The 26742-nt window shown below is 33.5% G+C and carries 25 protein-coding genes; 8 read left to right on the top strand and 17 right to left on the bottom strand.

The window, feature by feature from the left end; genetic code table 11:
• Positions 1-2 precede the first annotated feature (2 nt).
• From hisH to BUB82_RS00775, 16 genes are all read right to left on the bottom strand, one after another.
• Entirely contained in the window at positions 3-593 is a 591-nt protein-coding gene (gene hisH, locus BUB82_RS00700; protein WP_073190607.1) for an imidazole glycerol phosphate synthase subunit HisH, read from the bottom strand.
• A gap of 28 nt (positions 594-621) precedes the next feature.
• Positions 622-1755 carry a bifunctional histidinol-phosphatase/imidazoleglycerol-phosphate dehydratase HisB gene (gene hisB / locus BUB82_RS00705; protein ID WP_073190611.1) on the bottom strand — a complete coding sequence of 378 codons (1134 nt, stop codon included), beginning with the start codon at positions 1753-1755 and terminating at the stop codon, positions 622-624.
• Positions 1752-2804, bottom strand: coding sequence for a histidinol-phosphate transaminase (gene hisC / locus BUB82_RS00710; protein WP_073190614.1), 1053 nt, complete (start codon positions 2802-2804; stop codon positions 1752-1754). Before hisC ends, hisB begins: the two co-directional genes overlap by 4 nt.
• Positions 2801-4102, bottom strand: a complete 1302-nt coding sequence (gene hisD, locus BUB82_RS00715) for a histidinol dehydrogenase (RefSeq protein WP_073190617.1) — start codon at positions 4100-4102, stop codon at positions 2801-2803. The genes hisC and hisD overlap by 4 nt, the downstream gene beginning before the upstream one ends.
• Complete coding sequence (gene hisG, locus BUB82_RS00720; protein ID WP_073190620.1) at positions 4102-4962, bottom strand: ATP phosphoribosyltransferase; 861 nt, start codon at positions 4960-4962, stop codon at positions 4102-4104. Before hisG ends, hisD begins: the two co-directional genes overlap by 1 nt.
• 194 nt (positions 4963-5156) lie before the next feature.
• On the bottom strand, positions 5157-5972 hold the full coding sequence (locus BUB82_RS00725; protein WP_073190623.1) for a prohibitin family protein: 816 nt from the start codon (positions 5970-5972) through the stop codon (positions 5157-5159).
• 11 nt (positions 5973-5983) lie between these two features.
• Entirely contained in the window at positions 5984-7990 is a 2007-nt protein-coding gene (locus tag BUB82_RS00730) for a hypothetical protein (RefSeq protein ID WP_073190628.1), read from the bottom strand.
• A 4-nt stretch (positions 7991-7994) separates the two neighbouring features.
• Positions 7995-8741: a 3-oxoacyl-[acyl-carrier-protein] reductase gene (fabG, locus tag BUB82_RS00735; protein WP_073190632.1), complete on the bottom strand. Its 747-nt coding sequence runs from the start codon at positions 8739-8741 to the stop codon at positions 7995-7997.
• A gap of 65 nt (positions 8742-8806) precedes the next feature.
• On the bottom strand, positions 8807-9679 hold the full coding sequence (sucD, locus tag BUB82_RS00740) for a succinate--CoA ligase subunit alpha (RefSeq protein ID WP_073190636.1): 873 nt from the start codon (positions 9677-9679) through the stop codon (positions 8807-8809).
• A gap of 75 nt (positions 9680-9754) precedes the next feature.
• Positions 9755-10147, bottom strand: a complete 393-nt coding sequence (locus BUB82_RS00745) for a hypothetical protein (RefSeq protein ID WP_073190640.1) — start codon at positions 10145-10147, stop codon at positions 9755-9757.
• Positions 10128-11075: a UDP-3-O-(3-hydroxymyristoyl)glucosamine N-acyltransferase gene (locus BUB82_RS00750; RefSeq protein ID WP_073190643.1), complete on the bottom strand. Its 948-nt coding sequence runs from the start codon at positions 11073-11075 to the stop codon at positions 10128-10130. Before BUB82_RS00750 ends, BUB82_RS00745 begins: the two co-directional genes overlap by 20 nt.
• A 6-nt stretch (positions 11076-11081) precedes the next feature.
• Entirely contained in the window at positions 11082-11645 is a 564-nt protein-coding gene (gene efp / locus BUB82_RS00755; RefSeq protein WP_073190646.1) for an elongation factor P, read from the bottom strand.
• Positions 11646-11657: 12 nt separating this feature from the next.
• Entirely contained in the window at positions 11658-12440 is a 783-nt protein-coding gene (gene lpxA, locus BUB82_RS00760; RefSeq protein WP_073190650.1) for an acyl-ACP--UDP-N-acetylglucosamine O-acyltransferase, read from the bottom strand.
• A gap of 5 nt (positions 12441-12445) precedes the next feature.
• The gene (locus BUB82_RS00765) at positions 12446-13846 is read right to left on the bottom strand and encodes a bifunctional UDP-3-O-[3-hydroxymyristoyl] N-acetylglucosamine deacetylase/3-hydroxyacyl-ACP dehydratase (RefSeq protein ID WP_073190653.1); all 1401 of its coding nucleotides are present in this window, start codon (positions 13844-13846) and stop codon (positions 12446-12448) included.
• Complete coding sequence (gene lpxD / locus BUB82_RS00770) at positions 13830-14867, bottom strand: UDP-3-O-(3-hydroxymyristoyl)glucosamine N-acyltransferase (protein WP_073190655.1); 1038 nt, start codon at positions 14865-14867, stop codon at positions 13830-13832. Before lpxD ends, BUB82_RS00765 begins: the two co-directional genes overlap by 17 nt.
• A 24-nt stretch (positions 14868-14891) precedes the next feature.
• A complete protein-coding gene (locus BUB82_RS00775; protein ID WP_073190658.1) occupies positions 14892-16121 on the bottom strand; it encodes an HD domain-containing protein in 1230 nt (409 codons plus the stop codon).
• Between the two features lie 36 nt (positions 16122-16157).
• Between BUB82_RS00775 and porX the strand changes: the two genes are divergently transcribed.
• The 6 genes from porX to BUB82_RS00805 all read left to right on the top strand — a co-directional run bounded on the left by porX (position 16158) and on the right by BUB82_RS00805 (position 21750).
• Positions 16158-17708 carry a T9SS response regulator signal transducer PorX gene (porX, locus tag BUB82_RS00780; RefSeq protein WP_073191832.1) on the top strand — a complete coding sequence of 517 codons (1551 nt, stop codon included), beginning with the start codon at positions 16158-16160 and terminating at the stop codon, positions 17706-17708.
• The gene (gene tsaE, locus BUB82_RS00785) at positions 17708-18115 is read left to right on the top strand and encodes a tRNA (adenosine(37)-N6)-threonylcarbamoyltransferase complex ATPase subunit type 1 TsaE (protein ID WP_073190661.1); all 408 of its coding nucleotides are present in this window, start codon (positions 17708-17710) and stop codon (positions 18113-18115) included. Before porX ends, tsaE begins: the two co-directional genes overlap by 1 nt.
• A gap of 42 nt (positions 18116-18157) precedes the next feature.
• Positions 18158-19357 carry an alanine dehydrogenase gene (locus BUB82_RS00790; protein WP_073190664.1) on the top strand — a complete coding sequence of 400 codons (1200 nt, stop codon included), beginning with the start codon at positions 18158-18160 and terminating at the stop codon, positions 19355-19357.
• A gap of 53 nt (positions 19358-19410) precedes the next feature.
• Entirely contained in the window at positions 19411-19788 is a 378-nt protein-coding gene (locus BUB82_RS00795; protein ID WP_073190667.1) for a hypothetical protein, read from the top strand.
• A gap of 74 nt (positions 19789-19862) precedes the next feature.
• Positions 19863-21290: an MltF family protein gene (locus BUB82_RS00800; protein WP_073190671.1), complete on the top strand. Its 1428-nt coding sequence runs from the start codon at positions 19863-19865 to the stop codon at positions 21288-21290.
• Position 21291: 1 nt separating this feature from the next.
• Positions 21292-21750: a hypothetical protein gene (locus BUB82_RS00805; protein WP_073190675.1), complete on the top strand. Its 459-nt coding sequence runs from the start codon at positions 21292-21294 to the stop codon at positions 21748-21750.
• Here BUB82_RS00805 and BUB82_RS00810 read toward each other — a convergent pair.
• Entirely contained in the window at positions 21734-22264 is a 531-nt protein-coding gene (locus tag BUB82_RS00810) for an RNA methyltransferase (RefSeq protein WP_073190677.1), read from the bottom strand. The genes BUB82_RS00805 and BUB82_RS00810 overlap by 17 nt on opposite strands.
• A gap of 119 nt (positions 22265-22383) precedes the next feature.
• Between BUB82_RS00810 and mutS the strand changes: the two genes are divergently transcribed.
• Both mutS and BUB82_RS00820 read left to right on the top strand, forming a co-directional pair.
• Entirely contained in the window at positions 22384-24948 is a 2565-nt protein-coding gene (gene mutS, locus BUB82_RS00815; protein ID WP_073191834.1) for a DNA mismatch repair protein MutS, read from the top strand.
• A gap of 279 nt (positions 24949-25227) precedes the next feature.
• Entirely contained in the window at positions 25228-26613 is a 1386-nt protein-coding gene (locus BUB82_RS00820; protein ID WP_073190680.1) for a sugar porter family MFS transporter, read from the top strand.
• Positions 26614-26742 lie beyond the last annotated feature (129 nt).

Below are 26742 nucleotides of genomic sequence, written 5' to 3' on the forward strand. Positions count from 1 at the left end.
ACTTAAACTTTTAGTTTAATAAAATTTTCAAGTAGCTGCTCACCTGCTCGACCACTTTTTTCTGGATGAAATTGTACGCCATAAAAATTTTGATGTTGAAGGGCAACTGTATAATCATTACCGTAGTTAGATAATGCAATAGCTTCAACATATTTTGGGACATAATATGAGTGAACCAAATACATAAATTCACCTTCTGAAATTCCATTAAATAAATCACCTTTTAATGAGTGAATTGCATTCCACCCAACTTGTGGTACTTTAAGATCTGAGTTTGAGAATTTAATTACATCTACATCAAAAATACCTAAGGCATTGGTGTTTCCTTCAGTAGTTTTATGACACATCAGTTGCATCCCTAAACAAATACCCAATACAGGCTGTTTTAAGTTTGGTATCAATTGATCTAAGCCTGTAGATTGTAATTTTTGCATCGCTGAGCTTGCTTCACCAACACCAGGGAAAATAATTTTGTCTGAATTGATAAGTTCTTCTGGACTGTTAGTCAATTGCGCTTTGATGCCCAAACGCTGAAATGCAAACTGAATACTCTTAATATTTCCTGCACCGTAATCTATAATTGAAAGCTTCACGTTAAGATAATTTAAGTTTGGTTAATGCTTATAAAGTTCCTTTAGTACTTGGTAAAATCATTTTATCGGGGTCGCGTTTAACCGCCATTTTAATGGCTTTTGCAAAAGCTTTAAAAATCGCTTCGATTTTGTGATGCTCATTTTGACCTTCAGCTTTAATATTAAGATTAGCTTTTGCTGCATCTGAAAAGGATTTAAAAAAGTGCATAAACATTTCAGTAGGCATTTTACCAATCATTTCACGCTTAAAATCGGCTTCCCAGACTAGCCAATTTCTACCGCCAAAGTCAATAGCCACTTGCGCTAGACAGTCGTCCATTGGTAAACAAAACCCGTAACGCTCTACACCTATTTTATCTCCAATAGCTTGGGCAAATGCTTCTCCTAAGGCTAAAGCTGTATCTTCTATGGTATGATGCTCATCGACCTCAAGGTCGCCTTTGGTGCTTATCTCTAAATCTATTAAGCCATGTTTTGAAATTTGATCTAACATATGGTCGAAAAATGCTAAACCTGTAGAAATATGACTTTTTCCAGTACCGTCTAAATTGACTTCAACTGAGATTTTAGTTTCTTTGGTGTTACGACTAATTGAAGCTTTACGTGAAGGCCAACATAAAAAATTTTTAATATCATTCCAATCTTGAGTTTCGAGCACTATGTTTTGCTGAAGTTGTTCTACTTCATCAGACACCTCTTCATTTCCTAATTGACGTTGGTTATTTATGTAGATTGCTTTAGCGCCCAAGTTTTGGGCTAGTTTCACATCAGTAAGTCGGTCACCAATCACAAAAGATTTTTTTAAATCATAATTATCTTTAAAATATTTACCTAGCAAACCCGTATTAGGTTTTCGGTTGGGTGAATTATCTTTTGCAAAGCTTTTATCTATAAAAATTTCTGAAAACGAAATACCTTCGGACGCAAGCGTGTCAACAATGAAGTTTTGGATAGGCCAGAAATCTTTTTCAAGATATTGTTCGGTACCTAAACCATCTTGATTTGTGATCATTACCAATTCAAAATTAGTTGATTGTGCTATTTTTTGCAAGGCTGTAATCACATGAGGTAAAAATTCAAGTTTAGAAAAAACGTCGACTTGTTCGTCTTTTGGCTCAGCGATAATTGTACCGTCACGGTCTATAAATAAAACGGTTTTCATTGGTCTAATTGATTTAAAATAAGCATTAGTTTTTTGTTTTGTTCAGGCGTTCCTACACTAATTCGCAAGCAATTTTCACAGCCAACTTCTTGGGTTCTATTTCTTACAATTACACCTAAATCAATTAACTGTTGGTAACGCTTATTAGCATCATCAACACGACATAAGAGGAAGTTTGCATCGCTTGGAAATACTTGTTTTATAAAAGAAACTTCATTAAACTGTTTTGCTAAAAGCTGACGTTCTGAAGTTGTGATTTTCACTTGAAAATTCACAGTATCATAGTTTTTGATCACTTCTAAGGCCTTCTTTTGCGTTAATTGATTAACATTATAAGGTGGTTTTATCTTCTCTAAAACATTAATAATTGAAGGATGTGCAAAACATACTCCAAGCCTAATTGCCGCATGGCCCAATGCTTTAGAGAAAGTTTGTGTTACAATTAAGTTGTCATAAATTTGTAATTCACTTATAAATGAGCTTGTTGAGCTAAAGTCAATATAAGCTTCATCAATCACTACCAAACCTTTAAACTGCTCTAATAATAGTTTAATGCTATTAATTTGCATCACATTTCCTGAAGGATTATTAGGAGAAGATATAAAAATAAGTTTTGTTGCAGATGTAATTTCGTCTAGCACCGCTGAGGTATTTATCTGAAATCCTTCAGTAAGGTTGACATTTACCACTTCTACAGCATTTAAATTTGCTAAAACTTGGTACATGCCATAAGTTGGTGGCATTGTAATGACTTGGTTTTGATGAGGTTCACAAAAAGCTCTAAAGATTAAATCTAAAACTTCATCACTGCCATTACCAAGCATTAACTGTGTTGCAGAAACCGACTTTAGGCTGGCAAGTTCTTCTTTAAGCTCAAGTTGATATGGGTCTGGATAACGATTGAAGTTATTGTCAAACGGACTTTCATTAGCGTCTAGAAAAGTTAAATTGTCGTGAGATGAAGTAAATTCGTCTCTAGCTGAAGAATAAGCCTTCATAGCTTTTACATTCTCTCGAACTAAATGGCTTAAATTAAATTGATTTTTCATGATTTCACACTTTCTTTTATGGCTTCTAATCTTTTAGACATTGCATTTTTATGTGCTTGAAGTCCTTCAGCTTCTGCCATTAATTCAACAGCTACACCAATGTTTTTAATACCTGTTTGGTTAATTTCTTGATAGGTAATTGTCTTCATAAATGCGTCTAGGTTAACACCACTATATTGTTTGGCATAAGCATTTGTTGGCAGTGTGTGATTAGTTCCAGATGCGTAATCGCCTGCGCTTTCTGGTGTAAAATCACCAATAAACACCGAGCCTGCATTATGAATATGATCTATAAAAAAATTGTTATCCTTTGTGGCGACTATAAAATGTTCAGGAGCATAATTATTAATAAGTTCAGCTGCTTCATTAAATGAATTTACAAGTATAAATTTTGAATTACTGATTGCAGCCTCAGCAATTTCAACTCTAGGTAAAACTTCAATTTGGGCTTCAATTTCTAATTTTACAGCTTCAATAAAAGAATTGTCTGTTGAAACTAAAATCACTTGAGAATCTTTTCCATGTTCAGCTTGACTTAATAAATCAGACGCAACAAATGAAGGCTTAGCAGTTTCATCGGCCATAACTAGTAATTCAGACGGACCTGCAGGCATATCGATAGCGACATCAAAAGTTGTTGCCACTTGTTTAGCAACTGTTACATATTGATTTCCAGGCCCGAAAATTTTATAGGCTTTTGGAATGCTATCGGTACCAAAAGTAAAGCCAGCAATAGCTTGAATTCCACCAACCTTCACCACTGTTTTAATACCGCATAAATGAGCTGTATATAAAATCGCTGGATGAATTGAGCCATCTTTTTGTGGTGGTGTTGCTAAGGTAATGGTTTTGCAACCAGCAATTTTTGCAGGAATGGCTAACATCAAAATACTCGAAAATAAAGGCGCACTGCCACCAGGAATATATAATCCAACACTGTCAATCGGTTTCTTAGCTTGCCAACAAATAACGCCAGGTTGTGTCTCAACTTTAGCCAAATTATTTGATTTTTGGGCTTCGTGAAATTTATAAATGTTGTTGTAAGCCAGTTTGATGGCTTCTTTTAAACCAGTAGAAACTAAATCTGATGCCGCTTCAAACTCGTTAGAACTAACAACACTATTTGAAATCTTAACACCATCAAACATTTCGGTGTATTTTTGAATAGCTTTATCTCCGTGAGATTGAATATCTTTAAAAATAGATTTTACGCTTTGCTCTAAATCGTTATAAGATTGTGTGGGTCTTTTTAATATTTGAGCCCAATCTTGTTTGGGAGGAAACTTGATGGTATTCATTATAAAATCATTTTTTCAATAGGATTAACTAAAATGCTTTCAGCGCCAGCAGCTTTCAACTCGTCTATGATGTCCCAAAATTTTTCTTGGTTAATCACCGTGTGTAATGAACTCCAATTCTTTTCAGCTAAAGGCATAACCGTTGGACTTTTCATCCCTGGTAAAATTTTTATGATTTGATCAATTTTATCATTTGGTGCGTTAAGCAAAACATATTTAGCGTCTTTAGCTTTTAAAACCGCATCAATCCTGAATAAAAGCTTGTTTAATATTTCTTTTTTATCAGGATTTAAATGAGGTGATTTAACTAAAACTGCCTCACTTTTAGTAATTTCTTCAACCTCTTTTAAATTGTTTTTGAATAATGTACTACCGCTTGAAACGATATCGCAAACCGCATCGGCTAAACCAATACTTGGCGCAATTTCAACTGAACCGTTTATGAGGTGAATTTCGGCTTTTATTTGATGTTGATCTAGAAATTTTTGAAGTGTATTTGGGTAAGATGTTGCAATTTGTTTACCATTTAAATCTTTTGGCGATTGATAATCAACTTGATTAGGTATGGCTATTGAAACGCGACATTTTGAGAAGCCCAAAGATTTTAAAATAGGTAAATCTTCCCCTTTTTCTAAACATAAATTTTCACCAATAATGGCAGCATCAACCACTTCATCACGTAAATATTGTGGAATATCACCATTTCTAAGGTATAAGATTTCTATCGGAAAATTTGAAGCACTGACCTTTAGCTGGTCTTTTCCATTATTAATTGATATGCCACAATCTTTTAATATTTGAAGCGAGTCATCATGTAAACGACCAGATTTTTGAATTGCAATTTTTAGTTTTTCTTTCATAGCTTTAAATTAAAAAACCCGTTTAAACAAATGCTTAAACGGGTTATGTGTTATAGTTTAACTTACATCAACGCTGCATTTGTTCGTGATTTAACGAATACCAAACATGATGATGTAAATGTGTTATTTTCATATAATGCAAATTTAACTATAAGTCTAACTTCTACAAATTATTTTTAGGTTTTAAGATATTTTTAATTGTTACCTAATATAACTGGTAAACCTTCATCACCTGAGCCAATAACAATGACTTTAGAGTTAGAAGAATTTGAGAGTTCTAATGTTGCTTGAATTCCTTTTTCTCTTAAAATCTTATCGGTTAAAGAAGCACTTAATATTTCATTCGCTGCAGCTTTACCTTCAGCTTCAATACGCTGTCTTTGTTTTTCTTTTTCGGCTTTTTCTAGACGGTATTGATATTCTAAAGATTCTTGTTCTTGCTTTAGTTTACGCTCAATAGCTGTTTTAATAGTTGGAGGCAACGACACATCACGCACTAAAATTCTATTAACCAAAACGTATTGGTCTCTTAGAAGTTGCTCTGTTTCTTCATACATTTCTTTTTGAATTGACTCACGCTTTTGAGCATATAGTTCTTCAGGCTTGTAACGTCCTACAACCGTTCTTGTTGCTGATCTCACAGCTGGCTGAATTAAACGTCTTATATAATCTTCACCTCGTTCTTTATGTAATAGACCTAATCTATCATAATCTGGTTCAAACCAAATTGTGGCATCTAGTTTTATATCTAAACCATTGGAAGACAGAACCGTCATTTTTTCATCGATTGTTTGTTGTCTTACTTCATAGACAAATACATCATTCCAAGGTGCAACGATATGAAATCCTTCACTTAGTGGTGGTTCATCAGTTACAACACCACCGCCGAATCGTTTAAACAAAACGCCCGCTTCACCTGAACTAATATTTACTGTTGAATTTGAAATAAAGATAATACCGATAATCACAACAATTATTATTGGTACTATTGATTTTGGTAATTTTTCCATTATTATTTATTTTAGGTTAATCCTCGATATTTTCTGAGTATCCACTCGAATCCCAAAGTTAAGATTAATAAACCAAGTAAATACTTAATTTCAATAAAACCCAGCTTTTTTACGAAAGATTTTTGAATTGCTTTAGGTTTTTTATTTAATATAGAATTTATTAAATCTGCATTATTTTTTTGCAAGTATATTTGCTCTTTTTGTAAAGCTGAAGCTAAAAATTTGTAATTGGCTTGTTGATCTTGAAGTTCACGATTAAAATCGATTATACTAAAATCTCCAGTTTTTGAAAATGCTTCTGCAGTGATTTTATATGAATAATCACCAGTTGGCAAACTAGAAATTGAAGATGAAAATTGATTGGCATCGCGTGCCATACTAATTGTATTTACAGTATTAGTTTTAAGGTTGGTTATGGTTAAATTTAATTTAGCATCAGATTTAAAGTTATAATTAGCATCATAAAACTTTGCTGAAATTTTGCCAGCTTCACCTCTATTGTAAAAGTTTTTTGCCTCTACAGTTAAACGTTCGCGACGCTTTTTATTAGATAAAAACTGAATATGTTGATCGATAAATCGGTCAAATTCTTTGAAGTTTCCAAATGATTGATAGGCTTTAGAACGCCACATCCAAATATTTTCTCCAAACAAAACACTAAGCTTATGATTATTAACATTTTTAACGATCCAAAGCGGGTTACCATCCTTAAAACCATTTACTTTTTGATCAAGTAGTGTTTGAAAGTTATCAGTTAGCTCTACGCGACTCAATTGGTTTTTTAATGGCGGATAATCTTGAAATTTTAAGTTTTCAGTTTCGTAAAATGAATATGAGTTTGAAAACTCAGCTTGAATATCTTCAATTAAAGACGTATTTTTTTTTGAAAAACCAAAGTCAAGATCTGTTAATAAATCATAATCGGTTGAAGTACCTCCGATAATAAATAAGCTTTGTTTTGAAGTTTTAACTTGAGTTAGTAAAGGCTTAAATATTGGCGTTGGTTGATAAGCAATAACCAAGTTATACTTAGATAAATCATTAACATCTTGCGGTTTTTTAAATGTAAACTTGTATTGATTTGAAGCTGAAATGGAAGACTTTAAAGCGCTAATATCTGGATGAATAATTTCTGAAACCAATAAAATATTGTAGCGATTGTCTATAACTTCAATACCAAATGATTTTGTATTGTTAATGATATTTTTCTCATTTTTTAATGCATCAACTACAATTTTATAAGTTTGTTTACCAATTTGCTTTGCTTTTATTTCAAATTTAAATTGTCCTGTTGCATTTGGTGATAAGTTGATATTTTGTTGTGAGATGAGCTGATTATTTTGTAACAGTTTGAGATTTGTTTTAGTTGCTGAATTGCTGTTATTCTCTACAAAAACTTCAACAGGAAAATTATTATCTAAAAAAGCATAGGCGTTATGATTGGTTCGACTCAAATTTAAGTCGTCAACTTGTGTAGTATCACCAATAATAATTCCGTAATTTCTATTTTTTAGCGACTGCGATAAACTATAATCGATTGACTGTCCAAAGTTTTGATTAGCATCAGTAATAGTAACAAATTGGGCGTTATTGTCTTTTAAATTGGTATAGAAATCAAATAAACTGCTGAGGTTGGTGTAGTTTTGATTAAAACTTAAAGAATCTAAAACTTCAACCTTGCTCCCAAATTTCAGTAAGTTAATATCAAAAACTTCATTAAGTTCTGGATGATCTTCTAAAGTTTTAATGAGTTGAGTTACTTCAGTAGAATCACTTAAATAGTTTATCGATTTACTATCATCAACACCAATATATAGTTTTGGCTTTTGTGTACTAACTTGCGTTAATTCCGTAGAAAAATCAAATAAAAGCGTAATTACAATAAAAAAGGATAAAAACCTGAGACCGATTAATAGCCACTTGCTTTTATCCTTTAGGTAATTTTTGTAAAATAATAGACTAAGACCAAATGAAACTACGCTGTTAAGCAAGATAAAAATAATGGTCTCGTTTGTCATAGAATTAAGTTAGCATTCCACCATCAACACTGAGCGTTTGACCTGTAATATAAGTACTCATGTCACTTGCCAAAAATACACATGCATTGGCAATATCAGTTGGTGTGCCGCCTCGTTTAAGCGGAATAGCTTGTCGCCATGAGTCGACTGTAGCTTCGTCAAGTTTAGCTGTCATTTCGGTTTCAATAAAACCTGGCGCTATAACATTAGATCTAATATTTCTTGAACCCAATTCTAAAGCAACAGATTTTGAGAACCCAATAATTCCAGCTTTTGAAGCAGAATAATTAGCTTGTCCTGCGTTTCCTTTAATACCAACTACAGAACTCATATTAATAATACTACCATGACGCTGTTTTAACATAGGCCGTAGAACAGCTTTAGTTAAGTTAAAAACGGAATTCAAATTAACTTCAATAACTTTATTAAAATCTTCTTCAGACATGCGCATAAGAAGATTATCTTTAGTAATTCCGGCATTATTGATTAATACATCAACACTCCCAAAATCTTTTATCACATCGCTTGCTAACTGCTGTGCCTGATCAAAATCTGAAGCATCTGATTGATAAGCCTTAGCTTTAATACCTAGTTTTTCTAAGTCCTTTGCTAATGTCTCAGCAGCTTCTTTAGAAGAATTATAGGTAAAGGCTACATTTGCACCATGCTGAGCAAAAACTTCAGCAATGCCTTTACCGATACCTCGACTACCACCAGTAATAATGACATTTTTATTTTCTAATAATTTCATTGTATTAATATTTTAAAAAAACAAAAACCTCCTAGTTAAGAGGTTTTTGTTTTTTAAATTAGAGTTTAGCCTAACACTTCACTCACTTTTTTACCGATTTCAGCAGGTGAATTTACCACGTGAATACCGCAATCTTTTAAAATTTCTTTTTTAGCTTGAGCTGTATCTTCACTACCACCAACAATAGCGCCAGCATGTCCCATTGTGCGTCCAGCAGGAGCAGTTTCTCCAGCAATAAAACCAACGACTGGTTTTTTACTTCCACTGTTCTTATACCAATTAGCAGCTTCAGCCTCTAATTGACCACCAATTTCACCGATCATTACAACGCATTCTGTTTCAGGATCATTAACTAAAAGCTCAACAGCTTCTTTAGTAGTCGTACCTATAATTGGGTCGCCACCAATACCGATGGCCGTTGTAATACCTAAACCTTCTTTTACCACTTGGTCAGCGGCTTCATAAGTTAAAGTTCCTGATTTAGAAACAATACCAACTTTTCCTTTTTTGAAAACAAAGCCAGGCATAATACCAACTTTAGCTTCTTCAGGCGTAATAACACCAGGACAGTTTGGACCTATTAAACGACAATCTTTATCTTTTATATAATTTGAGGCTTTGATCATATCAGCAACAGGAATACCTTCAGTAATTGCAATAATCACTTTAATTCCAGCATCGGCTGCTTCCATTATGGCATCTGCAGCAAAAGCTGGCGGTACAAAAATAATTGAAGTATCGGCCCCAGCATTTTCAACAGCATCTGAAACTGTATTAAAAACAGGTTTACCTAGATGTTCAGTACCACCTTTTCCTGGTGTTACACCTCCGACAACATTAGTGCCATAGTCTATCATTTGACCAGCATGGAAGGTGCCTTCACTACCTGTAAAACCTTGGACTATAATTTTTGAATTTTTATTTACTAAAACGCTCATAAGATTTGTGATTTTTCTTTAACAAAAGTAATTTATTAGGATGAACCTAAAAAGTTTATAGGCTTAAAAATAGGTTCAAATTTGTTTTTTAACTTCAATTTCATCTTCAGCTGGCATACTCATAATTTCAGCCTTGATAATCTTGGCGTCTTCTAATTTCCAAATGGCCATAAAGTGGGCTAAAGCATGTAATTCCTCAGATTCTATTGATTCAACAAAATAGGTAAAATGTGTAACTACTGAGTGATGAGTTGTTATAACATCGTGAAATTCAGCTGTCATATTTAAAAATGATTTGCCCATTTTCGTAGTCAATTCACCAAACCCTTTTAAATCTAGTTCATAAAATGCTTCAGAACTTCGCCAGTGAATGATGGCATCTTCATGAAAATATTGGTTTAAAACATTACTATCTTTAAAATAATCAGACTCTAAAAAATCGACTACTTTATTTGTTTCTTGTAACATCGTTAAGTTGTTTTACGAGTTTTGGTAAATTGGCGATATGCGCCATTTCTCTATATTTCTTTTTGATATCACTTGCTGGTGTCCCAAAATAGGTTTTGTTGGCATCAAGACTCTTAGAAACTCCAGATTGCGCTAAAATAATGGCATTTTCACCAATATTTAGTCCACTTGAAACGCCAACTTGTCCCCAAATTGTCACATCATCTTCAATGATACAACAGCCAGCTATTCCTGTGTGTGCAGCAATTAAAACTTTTTTACCAATAACAGTATCATGACCAATTTGAACTAAATTATCAATTTTTGTTCCTGTTTTGATTAAAGTTGACCCTGAAACTCCTTTATCTATGGTTGTTGAAGCACCAATTTCGACATCATTTTCAATAACGACATTCCCGCCAGATTTTAATTTATCATAGCCTTCAGGTCTGTTTTTATAATAAAAAGCGTCAGCACCAATAATAGAACCGCTGTGAATAATCACATTATCGCCTATTTCACATGAATCATAAATGGAAACATTAGAATGAATGATACAATTTTTGCCAATTTTTACATCGTTTCCAATAAATACATTGGGCTGAATAGTGGCTGACTTATCGATAATAGCTGAAGGTGAAATGGTCTGTTTAGAAGGTTTAAAGGGTTTAAAAAAAGAAGTGAGTTTATTAAAATCAGAAAACGGATCCTTAGAAATCAATAATGCTTTACCCTCTGGACAGTTAACTTCCTTATTAATTAAAATAACACTTGCAGCCGAATTTAAGGCTTTATCATAATATTTTGGGTGATCAACAAATACGATATCACCTTTTTCTACAACATGAATCTCATTGGCACCATAAACTTGATAATCATCTTCACCGACATAAGAACAATCAAGAATATCAGCAATTGATTTTAATGCGTAAGGTTTTGGAAACTTCATACAGGACTATTTCACACGTTCTTTGTATGTTCCTTTCTCGGTTTCAATTTTAACTTTATCACCTTCATTAATAAACAATGGCACGTTAATCTCTGCTCCTGTTTCAACTGTGGCAGGTTTTGTAGCATTAGTAGCCGTATTTCCTTTAACACCTGGTTCTGTATGGGTAACCTCAAGCTCTACGTGTGGCGGCATATCTACAGATAGTGGTGCATCATCTTCAGTATTAATTAAAATCGAAACCACTTCACCTTCTTTTAAAAGCTTTGGCATATCTAGCGCCGCTTCAACTAACCTAATTTGGGTATAGTCATCGGTGTGCATAAAGTGATAAAATTCACCTTCTTGATATAAAAATTGGTACTTATGGGTTTCAACCCTTACATCATCAATTTTATGACCCGCTGAAAATGTATTTTCTACAACCTTTCCAGTAGTAACACTTTTTAATTTTGTTCTTACAAATGCTGGACCTTTACCAGGCTTAACATGTAAAAACTCAATTATTTTATAAATATCATGATTATATCTGATACATAATCCGTTTCTAATATCACTTGTTGATGCCATATATTTACTTTTTTAGTTAGAAAAATAGCCTTTCATGATTCCACGTTGAGAATCCTTTACAAACTGAATTATTTCATCGCGTTCTGGAGTTGCTTCCATTTCAGCTTCTAATATTGAAAGTGCTTGAGAGTTATTATAGTTTTTTTGATATAAAATGCGGTAAATATTTTGTATTTCGCGAATTTTATCGGTTTCGTAACCACGACGACGAAGACCAACTGAATTTATGCCTACGTAAGAAAGTGGTTCTCTAGCTGCTTTAACAAATGGAGGAACGTCTTTTCTTACCAAAGAGCCACCTGTTACAAAAGCATGGCGACCAATGCTGCAAAACTGCTGAACTGCCGCCATACCTGCTAGTATGGCGTAATCTCCAACTGTAATATGACCGGCTAAGGTTGAATTATTTGAAAAAACACAATTATCACCAACAATACAGTCATGTGCAATATGGCAATAGGCCATGATCCAGCAATTTTTACCTATTTTAGTTTTCATTCGATCTGAAGTACCACGATTAATGGTTACACATTCTCTGATGGTTGTATTATCTCCAATTTCAGTAGTTGTATCTTCATCGTCAAATTTTTTATCCTGCGGTATCGCAGAAATTACTGCTCCAGGAAAAATGCTCACATTTTTGCCAATGCGGGCACCTTCCATGATAGTGACATTTGAACCTATCCAAGAGCCTTCACCAATTTCAACATTGCTGTGAATAGTTGTAAAAGGTTCAATGACTACATTTTTGGCAATTTTTGCTCCTGGATGTACATATGCTAAGGGTTGATTCATAAACTTTATTTTGCTTTAACAATTTGCGCCATCAATTCGGCTTCACAAGCTAACTTTCCATTGGTGTAAGCATAAGCTTGCATGTGGCATATACCACGTCTTATAGGAGTAATTAACTCTAATTTAAAAATTAAAGTATCACCTGGTACAACTTGTTGTTTAAATTTCACATTATTAATTTTCATGAAATAAGTCAAGTAATTTTCTGGATCAGGAACTGAACTTAAGGCTAAAATACCACCTGTTTGTGCCATAGCCTCAACTTGAAGAACGCCTGGCATTACAGGTTTTCCTGGAAAATGTCCCACAAAAAAAGGTTCATTCATGGTAACATTTTTTGATCCTATTACAGAAGATTCAGTTAGCTCATAAATTTTATCGACTAATAAAAAAGGAGGCCGATGTGGCAACTTATTCATGATTTCAGTAACGTCATAAAGTGGTTTTTCATTTAAGTCTATTTGAGGTACTTTATTACGCTTTTCAGACTTGATAATTTTGGCTAGTTTCTTAGCAAATTGCGTATTGATACCATGCCCAGGTTTGTTGGCAATAACTTTACCTCTTATGTAGGTACCAACTAAGGCTAAATCACCCAAAACATCAAGCAGTTTATGACGTGCCGCTTCATTAGGGTGATGCAAGGTTAAATTATCTAAAATGCCGTTTGGTTTAACTTTAATATCATCTTTACCAAAGGCAACTTTAAGCTTGTCCATGGTTTCTTGAGACAATTCTTTATCTACATAAACAATAGCATTATTGAGGTCACCACCTTTAATTAAACCGTGTTCAAGTAAAGCTTCAAGTTCATGCAAGAAGCTAAATGTACGTGAACAAGAGATTTTTTCTTTGAAATCTTTTAAAGTTTTCAGAGAAGCATTTTGAGTACCTAAGACTTTGGTTTCAAAATCAACCATTGTCGTTACTTGATATTCATTAGCTGGCATCACTAATATTTCAGAGCCAGTTTCTTCATCAGAAAATGAAATCACGTCTTTAACGATAAATTCATCACGGTCAGCATCAAGTTCAACAATTTCAGCTTGTTCAAGCGCTTCAACAAAAAACTTTGAAGAACCATCCATTATTGGCGGTTCAGAAGCATTTAATTCAATGATGATATTGTCAATTTCAAGACCAACACATGCCGCTAAAACGTGCTCAGAAGTTTGAATTAACACGCCATTTTTTTCTAAGGTGGTTCCGCGTTTAGTATCTGTTACATAGTTGGCGTCTGCTGGAATAATAGGATGACCTTCTAAATCAATTCGCTTAAAAGCATAACCGGAATTAGCTTCTGCTGGTTTAAAGTTTAAGGTCACTTCTTGGCCTGTATGAAGTCCGACACCTTTTAGCTGAACTTCATTAGCAATGGTAGTTTGTTTCTTAGGATTTAGACTCATTTTTGCGAATTGTTTTTTCTAATGAATTTAAACGTTTTATGGTTTCTGGTAAATTTTTAAAGTGAACATAAGATTTGTTAAAATCGTTATATCCCAAAGCAGGTGAGCCTTGTATAGCTTCTTTGTCTTTTACATTACGGCCAACACCCGTTTGAGCTTGAATTTTAACATAGTTACCTATTTGTACGTGACCAACTATACCAACTTGCCCGCCAATTAAGCAATGTTCTCCTATTTTAGTAGAACCCGCAATACCGGTTTGTGCTGCGATAGCTGTATGTTTACCAATTTCAACGTTATGAGCAATTTGAATTTGATTATCTAGCTTAACGCCTTCATGAATAACAGTTGAGCCTAAAGTAGCACGATCGATGGTTGTACCTGCGCCAACATCAACATCATCTTTAATGATGACGTTACCTATTTGTGGTACTTTTTTGTAAATCCCTTGATCATCTGGTGAAAAGCCAAAACCATCAGCACCAATAATTGCACCGCCATGAATTACGCAATTTTCTCCAATTATGGATTCTGAATAAACTTTGCAACCTGGAAATAAAATACTGTTATTTCCTATTTCTACATTATCGCCAATGTAAACATTTGGATATATCTTAACATTATCGCCAATCTTTACATTTTCACCTAAATAGCTAAAGGCACCAATGTAGCAGTCTTGACCTAATGAAACTGAATCACTCATAAAACTAGGTGACTCAATTCCAGATTTGCTGAGTTTGATTTGATTATAATATTCAAGTAATTTAGAAAAGGCTTCATAAGAGTCATCGACTCTAATTAAGGTCGTTGTTAATTCAACTTCGCTTTTAAAGTCCTTATTAACAATACAAATGCTTGCATTTGTTGATTGAATATAATTGGTATATTTTGGGTTAGATAAAAACGTCAACGATTCTTTTTCGCCTTCTTCAATTTTAGATAATTTAGAAACTGTGGCTTCTGGATTACCTTCAATATCGCCGTTTAATATCTCTGCTATTTGTCGTGCTGTAAATTTCATTCTGGCAAAAATAGAAAAAAAGTGTTAATAATTGTTTTTGGGATAACAGAAGTAGTGTTTAGTGACCAATTTTGATAAAGCTTTAAGGTTTAATTGGTCTGAAGCTTTTGAAACATCCTTCAATTTTCCGTTTTTATATAATATTTTAATGGGTTGTGAATTTAATTTGTAAGCTAAGTTTTGGGTTTCTCCTGTAAATACAAAATAAGAGGCTTCATGATTGGTAAGCTGATGTTTTTTTATAATATGAGCTAACTTCGCTTCTACCTTTTCATGAGGTATTGGCTTGTTTTTTAGTTTAACTTTTGGCAAGCGGCGTTCTAATATCATTTGCGCTAAATTTCTTAAAACAAAATCAGACGAGCTTGACCATTGTTTGATGGCATAAATAACATCATAATCATCTAATTGAGCAAACATCTGCAAGGCTTCTTGATTAAATAATTGACAATTAATTTGGTGTTTTAAAAAATAACCTAATTCATCACTGCAATATATGGCCTTACCTTCAAGCAATAGCTCTTTTGCCCTTAAAATTATTTTGACCAACAATTGCTCAGCACACAAACCAGTTTTATGCAAGTAAACTTGCCAGTACATTAAGCGTCTGGCCACTAAAAACTTTTCAACGGAATAGATACCTTTCTCTTCAACCACAATTTGATCATCTTTAACATTTAACATGCTAATTAAGCGTTCACTATTAACATTGCCTTCAGCCACACCTGTATAAAAACTATCACGCTTTAAATAATCAAGTCGATCCATATCTAGCTGACTAGATAGAAGCTGACATAAAAATTGCTTAGGGTAGTTGTCTGTAAAAATATCGATTGCGGTAGATAGTTCCCCTTCAAATTCTTCGTTAAGTGCTTTCATGAAACTTAAAGAAATATATTCATGAGAGACATCTTTTGCAAACATATGTTCTAAAGCGTGCGAAAAAGGCCCATGACCAATGTCGTGCAATAAAATAGCAATAAGAAGCGCTTCCTCTTCTTCACTTGTAATTTCAACGCCTTTAAAACGTAAAACTTTAATCGCTTTTCCCATTAAATGTATACAACCTAAAGCATGATGAAATCTTGTGTGATGAGCACCAGGATAAACCAAATAAGACAATCCCATTTGGGAAATTCGGCGTAAACGCTGAAAATACTTATGCGCTATCAAGTCAAAAATTAAAGGACTTGGAATGGTAATAAATCCATAAATTGGATCGTTTATAATTTTAAGTTTGTTATTTTGTTTCACCAAGATTTTAATTATAAAAAACAAAGATACATATATATGACGAAGCTAAAAGTTTTATGGGTAGATGATGAAATTGATTTACTCAAACCACATATTATTTTTCTTGAACAAAAAAACTATGAAGTTAGCACTTGTCAAAGTGGTGCTGAAGCAATTGAATTATTAGGTAATGAGAATTTTGATATTGTTTTTTTAGATGAAAATATGCCAGGATTAACAGGTTTAGAGACACTAGCTGAAATTAAAGCCATTAGAGACCAACTTCCTGTTGTTATGATTACAAAAAGTGAAGAAGAATATATTATGGAGGAAGCGATTGGCTCAAAAATTACAGATTACCTGATTAAACCAGTTAATCCCAATCAAATTCTGCTAAGCTTAAAGAAAAATTTAGACCACTCTCGCCTCGTTACTGAAAAAACAACCTCGAACTATCAACAAGAGTTTCGTAAAATAGCGATGGATCTTATGCAAACCAACACATATCAGGATTGGGTAAATTTATACTTAAAGCTTATTTATTGGGAGCTAGAGCTTGAAAATATTGATGATGTTGGCATGAATGAGATTTTAGAATCTCAAAAAAATGAAGCTAATATTGAGTTTGGGAAATTTATAGAACGTCATTACGCCAATTGGTTTAACAAGAATTCTGAAGCACCAGAATTATCACACACTTTATTTAAAAATAAAATTGCCCCAGAATTAAGTAAAGAACAACCTACCTTATTAGTGGTGATAGATAACTTAAGGTACGATCAGTTTAAAGCATTTGAAACAACCTTAAACGCTTATTATAAAAAAAGCCTTGAAGAAGCCTTTTACAGTATCTTACCAACCGCAACTCAATATGCCAGAAACGCTATTTTTTCTGGTTTGATGCCAGCAGATATGGAAAAGATTTACCCTGAATACTGGAAAAACGATACTGATGAAGGTGGAAAAAATTTACACGAAGCCGATTTTTTACAAACTCAATTAGCGCGTTTAGGGCTAGATTATAAATATTCCTATCACAAAATAACCAATGTTAACTCAGGCCGTAAACTAGCAGACAATTTTAAGCAAGAGAAATCTAATGATTTATGTGTGGTTGTTTACAATTTTGTAGATATGTTATCACACTCAAAAACAGAGCTTGAAGTGATAAAGGAACTAGCTTCTAACGACAAGTCTTACAGATCCTTAACACAAAGCTGGTTTAAAAATTCGCCATTATTGCAAATCATACAACAGGCCAAAAACATGGACTTTAAATTGATTATCACAACTGATCATGGAACCATTAATGTAAAAAACCCTTCAAAAGTTATTGGTGATAAAAACACAAGTCTCAATTTACGCTATAAAACAGGAAAAAGCCTTACCTACAATTCTAAAGATGTGATAGCTGTTAAAAACCCTAAAGACTTTCATCTACCAAGCATCAATATGTCAAGTTCTTACATTTTTGCTAAAAGTAACTATTTCTTAGCTTATCCTAATAACTATAACTATTACGCTAATTATTTTAAACAAACCTACCAACATGGAGGTGTTTCTTTAGAAGAAATGATTATTCCTTTTGCTGTATTTAATCCTAAATAATGAAGATTACCAATTATAATTTAGATGATTTAAACCAAATTGCAACAAAAATTATAGCAAAATCATCACACAAAATCATCAGCTTTCAAGGCGACTTAGGCGCTGGAAAAACAACTTTAATTAAAAATTTAGTCAAAACACTTGGCAGTAAAGATCATGTTTCAAGCCCTAGTTTTTCATTAGTAAACGAATATCAAACCGAGAATGTAAAAATTTTTCATTTCGACTTTTACAGAATCAACTCAATTGAAGAAGTTTATGACATCGGTTTCGAAGATTATCTTAATCAAGAGGCTTGGATTTTTATTGAATGGCCAGAAAAAATTGAACAAATAATTGATTTTGAACATCATAAAATAAAAATTCAGTTTAATGAATTACTTCAACGTGAATTAACATTTATGTAGTCCAAGATTTAAAATTAGTGAATTTCAATTATATTTGAAATTATGAATCAACCTACATCACCGTTTTCAGTTTCTGAATTACTTCCGCAAGAAGAAATGCTTGAAATTAAAAAAGCTAAAGGTCAGTTATTTATTGGTTTACCTAAAGAAATCAGCTATCAAGAAAAGCGGGTTTGCCTAACGCCAGATGCCGTCAACGCATTAACAGCAAACGGTCACCGCGTACTCATTGAAAAAAAAGCGGGTGAACACGCGAATTTTAGCGATCGTGATTATACAGAAGCTGGTGGCGAAGTAACAAATGACCGGAATAAAATCTTTTCTTGCCCTATTATTTTGAAAGTAGCACCTTTAACGCATGATGAAGTTGATTTAATTCATCCACAATCTATTTTAATTTCTGCTTTACAACTTAAAACACGCCAAAAATCTTATTTTCAAAAATTAGCTGAAAAACGCGTGACGGCTTTAGCGTTTGAGTTTATTAAGGATGAATTTGATAATTATCCGATTGTTAAAGCATTAAGCGAAATTGCTGGTACATCTTCAGTACTAATCGCCGCTGAATTATTGTCTAATGTTTTTGATGGCAACGGGCTAATGTTTGGAAATGTCAGTGGTGTTCCACCTATTGAAGTAGTTGTGATTGGCGCTGGTACTGTTGGTGAATACGCCACTAAATCAGCCGTTGGCTTAGGCGCTAATGTCAAAGTATTTGACAGTTCACTGACGCGCCTGCGTGACCTTAAAAGTTTAGTTGGTCATAATTTATTCACCTCAACCATACAACCAAAAACATTGGTTAAAGCTTTAAAACGTGCCGACGTTGTCATTGGTGCCGTTCGTGGTAAAAACCGATCGCCTATTTTGGTAACTGAAGCGATGGTTAAACAAATGAAAACTGGGGCTGTGATGATTGATGTAAGTATTGATATGGGTGGTTGTATTGAAACTTCAGAGGTAACAAGCCATTCTAAGCCAACAATTATTAAACACGATGTTTTGCATTATGGTGTACCAAATATACCTTCACGCTACGCCCGTACATCATCTTTAACGCTAAGTAATATTTTTACACCTTATTTACTTCATATTGCTGAAGAAGGCGGCTTAGAAAATACAATTCGGTATGAAAAAGGCTTGAGAAATGGTTTATATTTGTACCACGGGATTTTATCAAATAAATCAGTTGCCGATTGGTTTGACTTAGATTATAAAGATCCTAATTTATTAATTTTTTAATTGAAGCTTTACAGGTTATAGTTTTCACTTTTATTGACATTTAAACTTTTAGAATGAAATTTGTTCATCGTTTAGGCTACTATTTAGGCGGATTTATTATTGGTCTTATTATTTTAATGTTTTTTTTAAATGGGAAAAAAGCATCTTGCGCTTATGGATTAGACGCTCGGGTGAAAAAAAATATAGGATTAAAAAAAACGCAATATACCGCAACAGCACTAACTGAATTTAATACCTTAAAAATTGATACCGCAAGTTTTAAAACATTACTTCAAAAGGCTGATGTAAACTTTAGTGCTAGCCAAACCAAACTTGACTCCTGTAAGATTTATGCACTAGAAACTTCAACTGAAACACAAAATTTAAAACTTAAAGTTCAAAATTGCGACTCTATTGCGCATGTATTATCAATTAAATCAGTCCAAGATTAAATAAATTCACCTTAAAATGTTAAAGTTTAAGAACTGATTTATATAAAATTCATATATTGGTTCAAATTCAATTTATGAGATTTTTACTTATTGTATTTTTTGTAAGCTTTATTAGCTGTAAGAATTCATCAACAGACTCAAATAATAAAGATTCTAAGCAACAAATCATAGCTCAAAAAAGCCTTGAGGAGATTAAAAAAGATGGCAAATTAAAAGCCATAACCACCTATAGTGGCACGACCTATTTTTTGTATAAAGGTAAACCAATGGGTTTTGAATATGAACTTTTAGAAAGACTCGCAAAACACCTTGAACTTGAACTTGAAATGGTTATTGCTAAAGACGAAGATAGTTTAATAGATATGCTAAATGAGGGTAAAGGCGATTTGATTGCTTATGGTTACACCATTACTGAAGACCGTAAAAAGAAAGTGTCTTTTACCAAACCTTTGTACACATCTCATCAAGTGTTAATCCAACGAAAGCCTGATTATTGGCGGCAAATGAAAATTCATGAGATTAATGAATATTTAGTTAAAGACCCCATTGAATTACTTGGCGATTCAGTTTCAGTAAAACTCAATTCTTCTTATGCCAAACGTATTAAAAACTTATCTGATGAACTTGGTGGCCAAATTTATATTGATCCTATACCTGGCGAAACATCGACCGATAGTATTATTAAAATGCTAGTTGATAAAAAAATTGATTATACCATAGCTGACCAAAACATTGCGTTTATCAATGCGTCTTATTATCCTATTTTAGACATTAGCACCAAAGTTAGCTTTGCACAACGTATAGCTTGGGCAACACGAACTAACAATCCTGAACTATTAGCAGAAATCAATAATTGGATTACCAACATTAAAAAAACAGTTGATTATCATGTAATTTATAATAAATACTATAAAAATAAACGCTTATACAAAAGACGGGTTGTTAGTGACTTTTATAGCTTAAATGAAGGCAAAATAAGCCCTTATGACGATTTGATTAAAACCGAAGCTAAAAAATTAGGAATAGACTGGCGACTATTAACTTCTTTAATGTATCAAGAATCGCGATTTAAACCTAATGAAGAGTCTTGGGTCGGTGCACAAGGTTTAATGCAATTAATGCCAGCAACTGGACGTGAATTAGGCGTAAAACAACCCTTTAACCCAAAAGATAATATTCAAGGTGGCACAAAATATCTTGCACAACTACTTAAAGAATTTGAAGATGTTCCCGACAGTTTACAACGCCTAAAATTTGCTTTAGCATCTTATAATTCTGGTTTATATCACGTTAAAGATGCCCAACGCTTAGCAGAAATGGAAAACCAAAACCCTAATATATGGGACCAAAACGTTGAAGAAAGTATGCTGAAATTAAGCTCGCCAAAATATTATAACAAAAAAGGTATTAAATATGGTTATGTTCGTGGTCGAGAGCCTTACAACTACGTTAAAGAAATTATGGCTAGGTATGAGCACTATAAACGATTTATAGAACAATAATATGGCAATTCCTCAAGTAAATATTCCGGCACCTGACCAAATTAAATTAAAAGTTGAGCGTTATTTAAGACAGTATAATAAACTTTTAAAATTACTTCAAGACAAACCGCTTAAAACAGAAACGATAGATTTTATCACTAATCAGGTAAAATCAATTGAATCACTCAACCTTCAATTAAAAACTTCTAGTCGAAAAATTAAAAAATCTAAGCAGCAACTCCTTAGCTATCTTCAAAAAAATGAAGGTATTTACCCTAAAAATCATTTTATGACTTTATACATGGCAGTTGGTATGACAGCCATCGGCTTACCTGCTGGCATTTTATTAAGTTTTTTGATAGATAATACAGCTTTTATAGGTGTCGGGCTACCAATTGGTTTATCTATAGGATTAGCACTTGGTCACCAAAAAGACCTACAAATTAAAACCAAAGGAAAACAAATTAACTACGCAGTTTAAGCTTTTGAAATATATCCCATAAACAAACGCCAACACTTACCGAGATATTTAAAGAGTGTTTGGTACCAAATTGAGGGATTTCAATTACATCATCACAAGCATTAATCACTTTCTGTTTTACACCTTTTACTTCGTTGCCAAAGATTAAAGCAACTGGCTCATCAATTTTTGGTTGAAATTTATTAAGCATTGTAGCATTTTCGGTTTGTTCAATAGCAATTTTGCGATGCTGTTTTAAATACTCTAATGCACTAATCGTTTCTTCAAAATAGCGCCAATTTACCGAATCTGTTGCTCCTAATGCAGTTTTAGTAATATCCTTATGCGGTGGTTGTGCTGTAATGCCACATAAAATAATTTCTTCGACTAAAAAGGCATCGGCTGTTCTAAATACCGAACCAATGTTATTTAAACTTCTAATATTATCTAGAACAAGGGTTATAGGTGTTTTTTCAGCTGCTTTATAGCTACTTGGGGTTAAACGAACAAGCTCACTATTTTTTAATTTCCTCATGATTTAATTTTTAAAAGCCTGACACATTTATATTCATTTAATTTGAGATATCTTATTTTAGCAAAAAATACATCAAATTGGGCAAGGCTAAAACTAAAACAGCAAAAATAACACCTTTAATGAAGCAATATAATGCTATAAAGGAAAAATATCCTGATGCCTTATTATTGTTTAGAGTTGGTGATTTTTACGAAACTTTTGGCGAAGATGCTGTAAAAACGGCTCGCATTTTAAATATTGTCTTAACCAATCGTAATAATGGTAGTGAACGGACAGAATTAGCGGGTTTTCCGCATCATTCACTCAACACTTACTTACCAAAACTAGTGCGTGCTGGTGAACGTGTAGCGATATGTGACCAACTTGAAAATCCAAGTCAAACTAAAAAAATTGTGAAGCGTGGCGTTACCGAATTAGTCACTCCTGGTGTTTCTTACAACGATGAAGTTTTACAAAGTAAATCTAATAACTTTTTAGCAGCGATTTATTGGAGCAAAAACAACTACGGGATTGCTTTTCTAGATGCTTCAACTGGTGATTTTTTTACAGCTGAAGGTCAAAAAAATTATATAGATAAACTCTTGCAGAATTTTGAACCAAGTGAAGTTTTAATTCCAAAGCAATTCAAATCTGACCACTTTAACTTGTTCGATTCTAACTTAAACTTTTTCTTTTTAGATGATTGGGTGTTTAACTTCGATTATGCGCATGAAAGCCTTAATGAACATTTTCAAACTAAAAGTTTAAAAGGCTTCGGAATTAACGATTTTACAAATGGCATTATTGCAGCTTCTGCAGTGCTTCATTACCTGAATGAAACTAGAAATCAGCACAAAAAACACATTAGTTCTATTAAACGTCTCGTACAAGATGAATATGTGTGGATGGATCACTTCACCATTAAAAATTTAGAATTATATCAAGGCAATGCTAGTAATGCCATAGGTTTGGTTGATGTCATAGACCATACCATTTCTGCTATGGGCAGCCGTATGCTTAAACGCTGGTTAGCGCTACCGCTTAAAATAAAATCTGCTATAGAGCAGCGCCATGATATTGTTCAAACCCTTTTACTTGACCCTAATATTCATGAAAAAATTATAAATCAACTTCAACAAATCAATGATTTAGAGCGTTTAATTTCAAAAGTTTCTACCAATAAAATTACACCTCGCGAAACCTTACAGTTAAAAACTTCATTAAATGCAGTTGCCGAAATCAAAAATTTTTTAAGTCAACACCCACAAAAAGAACTCAAAACCATTGGCGACACCTTAAACCCATGTGATGAGCTTCGCGAAACCATTACAAACGCCATTCATGAAGATGCACCTGTCAATATATCAAAAGGTAACGCTATTGCTACAGGTTATTCAGATGAATTAGACGAGTTGCGGCATTTGGCCAATTCTGGAAAATCTTACCTCGACCAAATGCTCAAGCGGGAAACTGAAGAAACAGGAATTTCAAGCTTGAAGATTGCCAGCAATAATGTATTTGGCTATTATATTGAAGTTAGAAACACGCACAAGGATAAAGTTCCGGAAACTTGGACACGAAAACAAACCTTAGTCAATAGTGAGCGTTATATCACTGAAGAGCTTAAGAATTATGAAGCAAAGATTTTAGGTGCTGAAGAGAAAATACAGTTCTTAGAGGTTGAGCTATTTAATCAACTAGTTGAGTGGATTCAAAACTACATAAAAGTGGTTCAAGAAAATGCACGAATTATTGGTCAACTAGATTGTTTATGTGGCTTTGCACACTTAGCCAAAACAGACCATTATACAAAACCAGAGCTTAACGAATCTTATGACTTAGAAATTACCGAAGGCCGACATCCTGTGATAGAAAAACAACTTCCCGTTGGTGAACAGTATATTAGTAACTCGATTATACTCAATCAAGACCACCAACAAATAATTATGATTACAGGGCCAAACATGAGTGGTAAATCGGCTATTTTAAGACAAACGGCATTAATTGTATTACTCGCACAAATTGGTTGTTTTGTTCCAGCCAAAGCCGCTAGAATTGGTATTATAGATAAACTATTTACACGCGTTGGTGCCAGTGATAATATTTCACAAGGCGAATCTACATTTATGGTCGAGATGAATGAAACAGCGAGCATTCTTAATAACTTATCAGATAGAAGCCTTATTATATTAGATGAAATTGGTCGTGGTACCAGTACTTATGATGGTATATCTATTGCTTGGGCAATCAGTGAATTTTTACATGAACACCCTGCAAAACCTAAAACCCTTTTTGCAACGCATTACCACGAACTCAATCGCATGGCTGATCGTTTTGAACGCATTAAAAACTTTAATGTTTCGGTTAAAGAATTAAAAGACCAAGTCTTGTTTTTGCGGAAGCTAGTTGAAGGTGGCAGTGCACACAGTTTTGGGGTACATGTGGCTAAAATGGCTGGCATGCCCCAATTTGTATTACAAAAAGCCAATACCGTTTTAAAGAAGTTAGAAGAATCGCGCACGTCTGAAGATATGGAACAACAGCTTAATAATTTTCAAGATGAAGAACAACTCAGCTTTTTTAAACTGGACGATCCTTTATTAGAAGACATCAGAACTGAAATTGTTGACTTAGATATTGACACCTTAACCCCAGTTGAAGCCTTGATGAAATTGAATGAAATTAAACGTAAAATTTCTAACTAATCAGATTTTTTATTAAGATAATTAAATTAAAGACTTCATTGAAGTTAATTATTGTAAATGATTTTTACTTTTCAACAACATAGTGCTCGTTACCTACTTAAACGAATTCAAATAAAACTTAATTACTTCATCTAAGTTGATGCTACACTTTTAGAAATTACCTTCCTAAATTTTGTATCAAAAACTTCAATATCAGATTTAATTTGTATTATTGAAATCGTTCATGAAGTCTATATATTAACTACATGATTAAAACCCGTATTTCATTAATAACAACCTATGAATAAAAAAGCTTTTTTAATATTAATCACCAGTGTTTCGGCACTTGGTGGATTACTTTTTGGATATGACACCGGCGTGATTAACGGCGCCCAATTTTTTTTAAGTAAATATTTCGAGTTAGATCCTGGCATGAAAGGTTGGGTAGTAGCCAGCGCATTATTAGGCTGTTTAGTTGGTGCGTTATCCTCTGGATTTTTTAATACCTTATTTGGCAGAAAATATACCCTAATTCTTTCAGCGGTTTTATTTACAATTTCGGCTTGGGGCTCTGGTATGCCTTCTATACTTCCAGAAAGTGTAAGTTTATTGGTTGTTTTTAGAATTATAGGTGGTGTTGGTATCGGTTTAGCTTCTATGTCGGCACCGGTTTACATCGCAGAAATTGCGCCTTCAAAAAAACGTGGTATTCTGGTAAGTTTTTATCAACTAGCCATTGTTATAGGCTTTTTTGTGGTCTTTCTCGTCACTTATTATATCGGTAAAGATTTAACCGAAGCTCAAAACATTCAGTTTGGGTGGCGACAAATGTTTTGGTCAGAATTAATTCCTTGTGCCTTATTTTTAATGGCTTTGTTTTTTGTTCCTAAAAGTCCCCGATGGCTATATTTAAAAGGTAAAGACCTAGAAGCTTTTAAAACCTTGACCAAAATTCATGGCGATATACTCGCCATAGATGAGCAACGAGAAATCAAAAAGTCGATTGAGAAGAATCAAAATCAAACCCAAAACGTAAATTACTTTTCTAAAACCATACTTGGCATCATCGTAATCGGGACAGTTTTTTCTATGCTACAGCAGTTCACCGGAATTAATGCAGTCTTATATTACGGCGCTGATATTTTTGAAAAAGCACTTGGCTTTGGTAAAGACGATGTCTTGGCTCAACAAATATTATTGGCTGGCGTTAACCTTGTCTTTACATTTATTGCCATGTTTTCTGTGGATAAGTTTGGCAGAAAACCATTAGTAATTATCGGTAGTATAGGGATGATTATCGGATTTTTATTATTGGGCTTCAGCTTAAAAAATGATGCCGTAGGCGTGGTTTCTTTAATTGGTGTATTATTGTTTATCGCTTCGTTTGCAATGTCCATGGGACCTGTGGTTTGGGTGGTATTGTCTGAAATGTTTCCCAATCGAATTCGTAGTGTGGCTATGTCTGTCGCAGTTGCTGCACAATGGGGTGCAAATTATATTGTTTCACAGAGTTTTCCTGTTGTCATGGAAAGTGAACTTAACGAAAATGCATTCTGGAATGGTTCTCTGCCCTATTTTATCTTTATAGGATTCATGATTATTTCAATCATTTTTATTTTAAAATATATTCCTGAAACCAAAGGTAAATCTCTAGAAGAACTAGAAAAAATTTGGGAGAAAAAGTGATAAGCCATCTCAACACCCTACTAGGAAATTATTTTTCTCGGCAGTTTTTAAAGTTCAAACCTCTACCAGCTAACTAGTTTAAACTTGAGATTTTATTATACTGTCTATAGTTGAAGGCAGTTGATGATT

Source organism: Psychroflexus salarius (assembly GCF_900129035.1).
Taxonomy (GTDB): domain Bacteria; phylum Bacteroidota; class Bacteroidia; order Flavobacteriales; family Flavobacteriaceae; genus Psychroflexus; species Psychroflexus salarius.

Coding starts and splice junctions, on each gene's coding strand:
- BUB82_RS00790 (WP_073190664.1), top strand. CDS start 18,158: ATGAATCAACCTACATCACCGTTTTCAGTTTCTGAATTACTTCCGCAA.
- BUB82_RS00800 (WP_073190671.1), top strand. CDS start 19,863: ATGAGATTTTTACTTATTGTATTTTTTGTAAGCTTTATTAGCTGTAAG.
- BUB82_RS00725 (WP_073190623.1), bottom strand. CDS start 5,972: ATGGAAAAATTACCAAAATCAATAGTACCAATAATAATTGTTGTGATT.
- efp (WP_073190646.1), bottom strand. CDS start 11,645: ATGGCATCAACAAGTGATATTAGAAACGGATTATGTATCAGATATAAT.
- fabG (WP_073190632.1), bottom strand. CDS start 8,741: ATGAAATTATTAGAAAATAAAAATGTCATTATTACTGGTGGTAGTCGA.
- lpxA (WP_073190650.1), bottom strand. CDS start 12,440: ATGAATCAACCCTTAGCATATGTACATCCAGGAGCAAAAATTGCCAAA.
- sucD (WP_073190636.1), bottom strand. CDS start 9,679: ATGAGCGTTTTAGTAAATAAAAATTCAAAAATTATAGTCCAAGGTTTT.
- BUB82_RS00805 (WP_073190675.1), top strand. CDS start 21,292: ATGGCAATTCCTCAAGTAAATATTCCGGCACCTGACCAAATTAAATTA.
- lpxD (WP_073190655.1), bottom strand. CDS start 14,867: ATGAAATTTACAGCACGACAAATAGCAGAGATATTAAACGGCGATATT.
- BUB82_RS00750 (WP_073190643.1), bottom strand. CDS start 11,075: ATGAAGTTTCCAAAACCTTACGCATTAAAATCAATTGCTGATATTCTT.
- BUB82_RS00745 (WP_073190640.1), bottom strand. CDS start 10,147: ATGTTACAAGAAACAAATAAAGTAGTCGATTTTTTAGAGTCTGATTAT.
- BUB82_RS00820 (WP_073190680.1), top strand. CDS start 25,228: ATGAATAAAAAAGCTTTTTTAATATTAATCACCAGTGTTTCGGCACTT.
- hisB (WP_073190611.1), bottom strand. CDS start 1,755: ATGAAAACCGTTTTATTTATAGACCGTGACGGTACAATTATCGCTGAG.
- BUB82_RS00795 (WP_073190667.1), top strand. CDS start 19,411: ATGAAATTTGTTCATCGTTTAGGCTACTATTTAGGCGGATTTATTATT.
- mutS (WP_073191834.1), top strand. CDS start 22,384: ATGAAGCAATATAATGCTATAAAGGAAAAATATCCTGATGCCTTATTA.
- hisC (WP_073190614.1), bottom strand. CDS start 2,804: ATGAAAAATCAATTTAATTTAAGCCATTTAGTTCGAGAGAATGTAAAA.
- BUB82_RS00810 (WP_073190677.1), bottom strand. CDS start 22,264: ATGAGGAAATTAAAAAATAGTGAGCTTGTTCGTTTAACCCCAAGTAGC.
- BUB82_RS00765 (WP_073190653.1), bottom strand. CDS start 13,846: ATGAGTCTAAATCCTAAGAAACAAACTACCATTGCTAATGAAGTTCAG.
- hisG (WP_073190620.1), bottom strand. CDS start 4,962: ATGAAAGAAAAACTAAAAATTGCAATTCAAAAATCTGGTCGTTTACAT.
- tsaE (WP_073190661.1), top strand. CDS start 17,708: ATGAAGATTACCAATTATAATTTAGATGATTTAAACCAAATTGCAACA.
- BUB82_RS00730 (WP_073190628.1), bottom strand. CDS start 7,990: ATGACAAACGAGACCATTATTTTTATCTTGCTTAACAGCGTAGTTTCA.
- porX (WP_073191832.1), top strand. CDS start 16,158: ATGACGAAGCTAAAAGTTTTATGGGTAGATGATGAAATTGATTTACTC.
- hisD (WP_073190617.1), bottom strand. CDS start 4,102: ATGAATACCATCAAGTTTCCTCCCAAACAAGATTGGGCTCAAATATTA.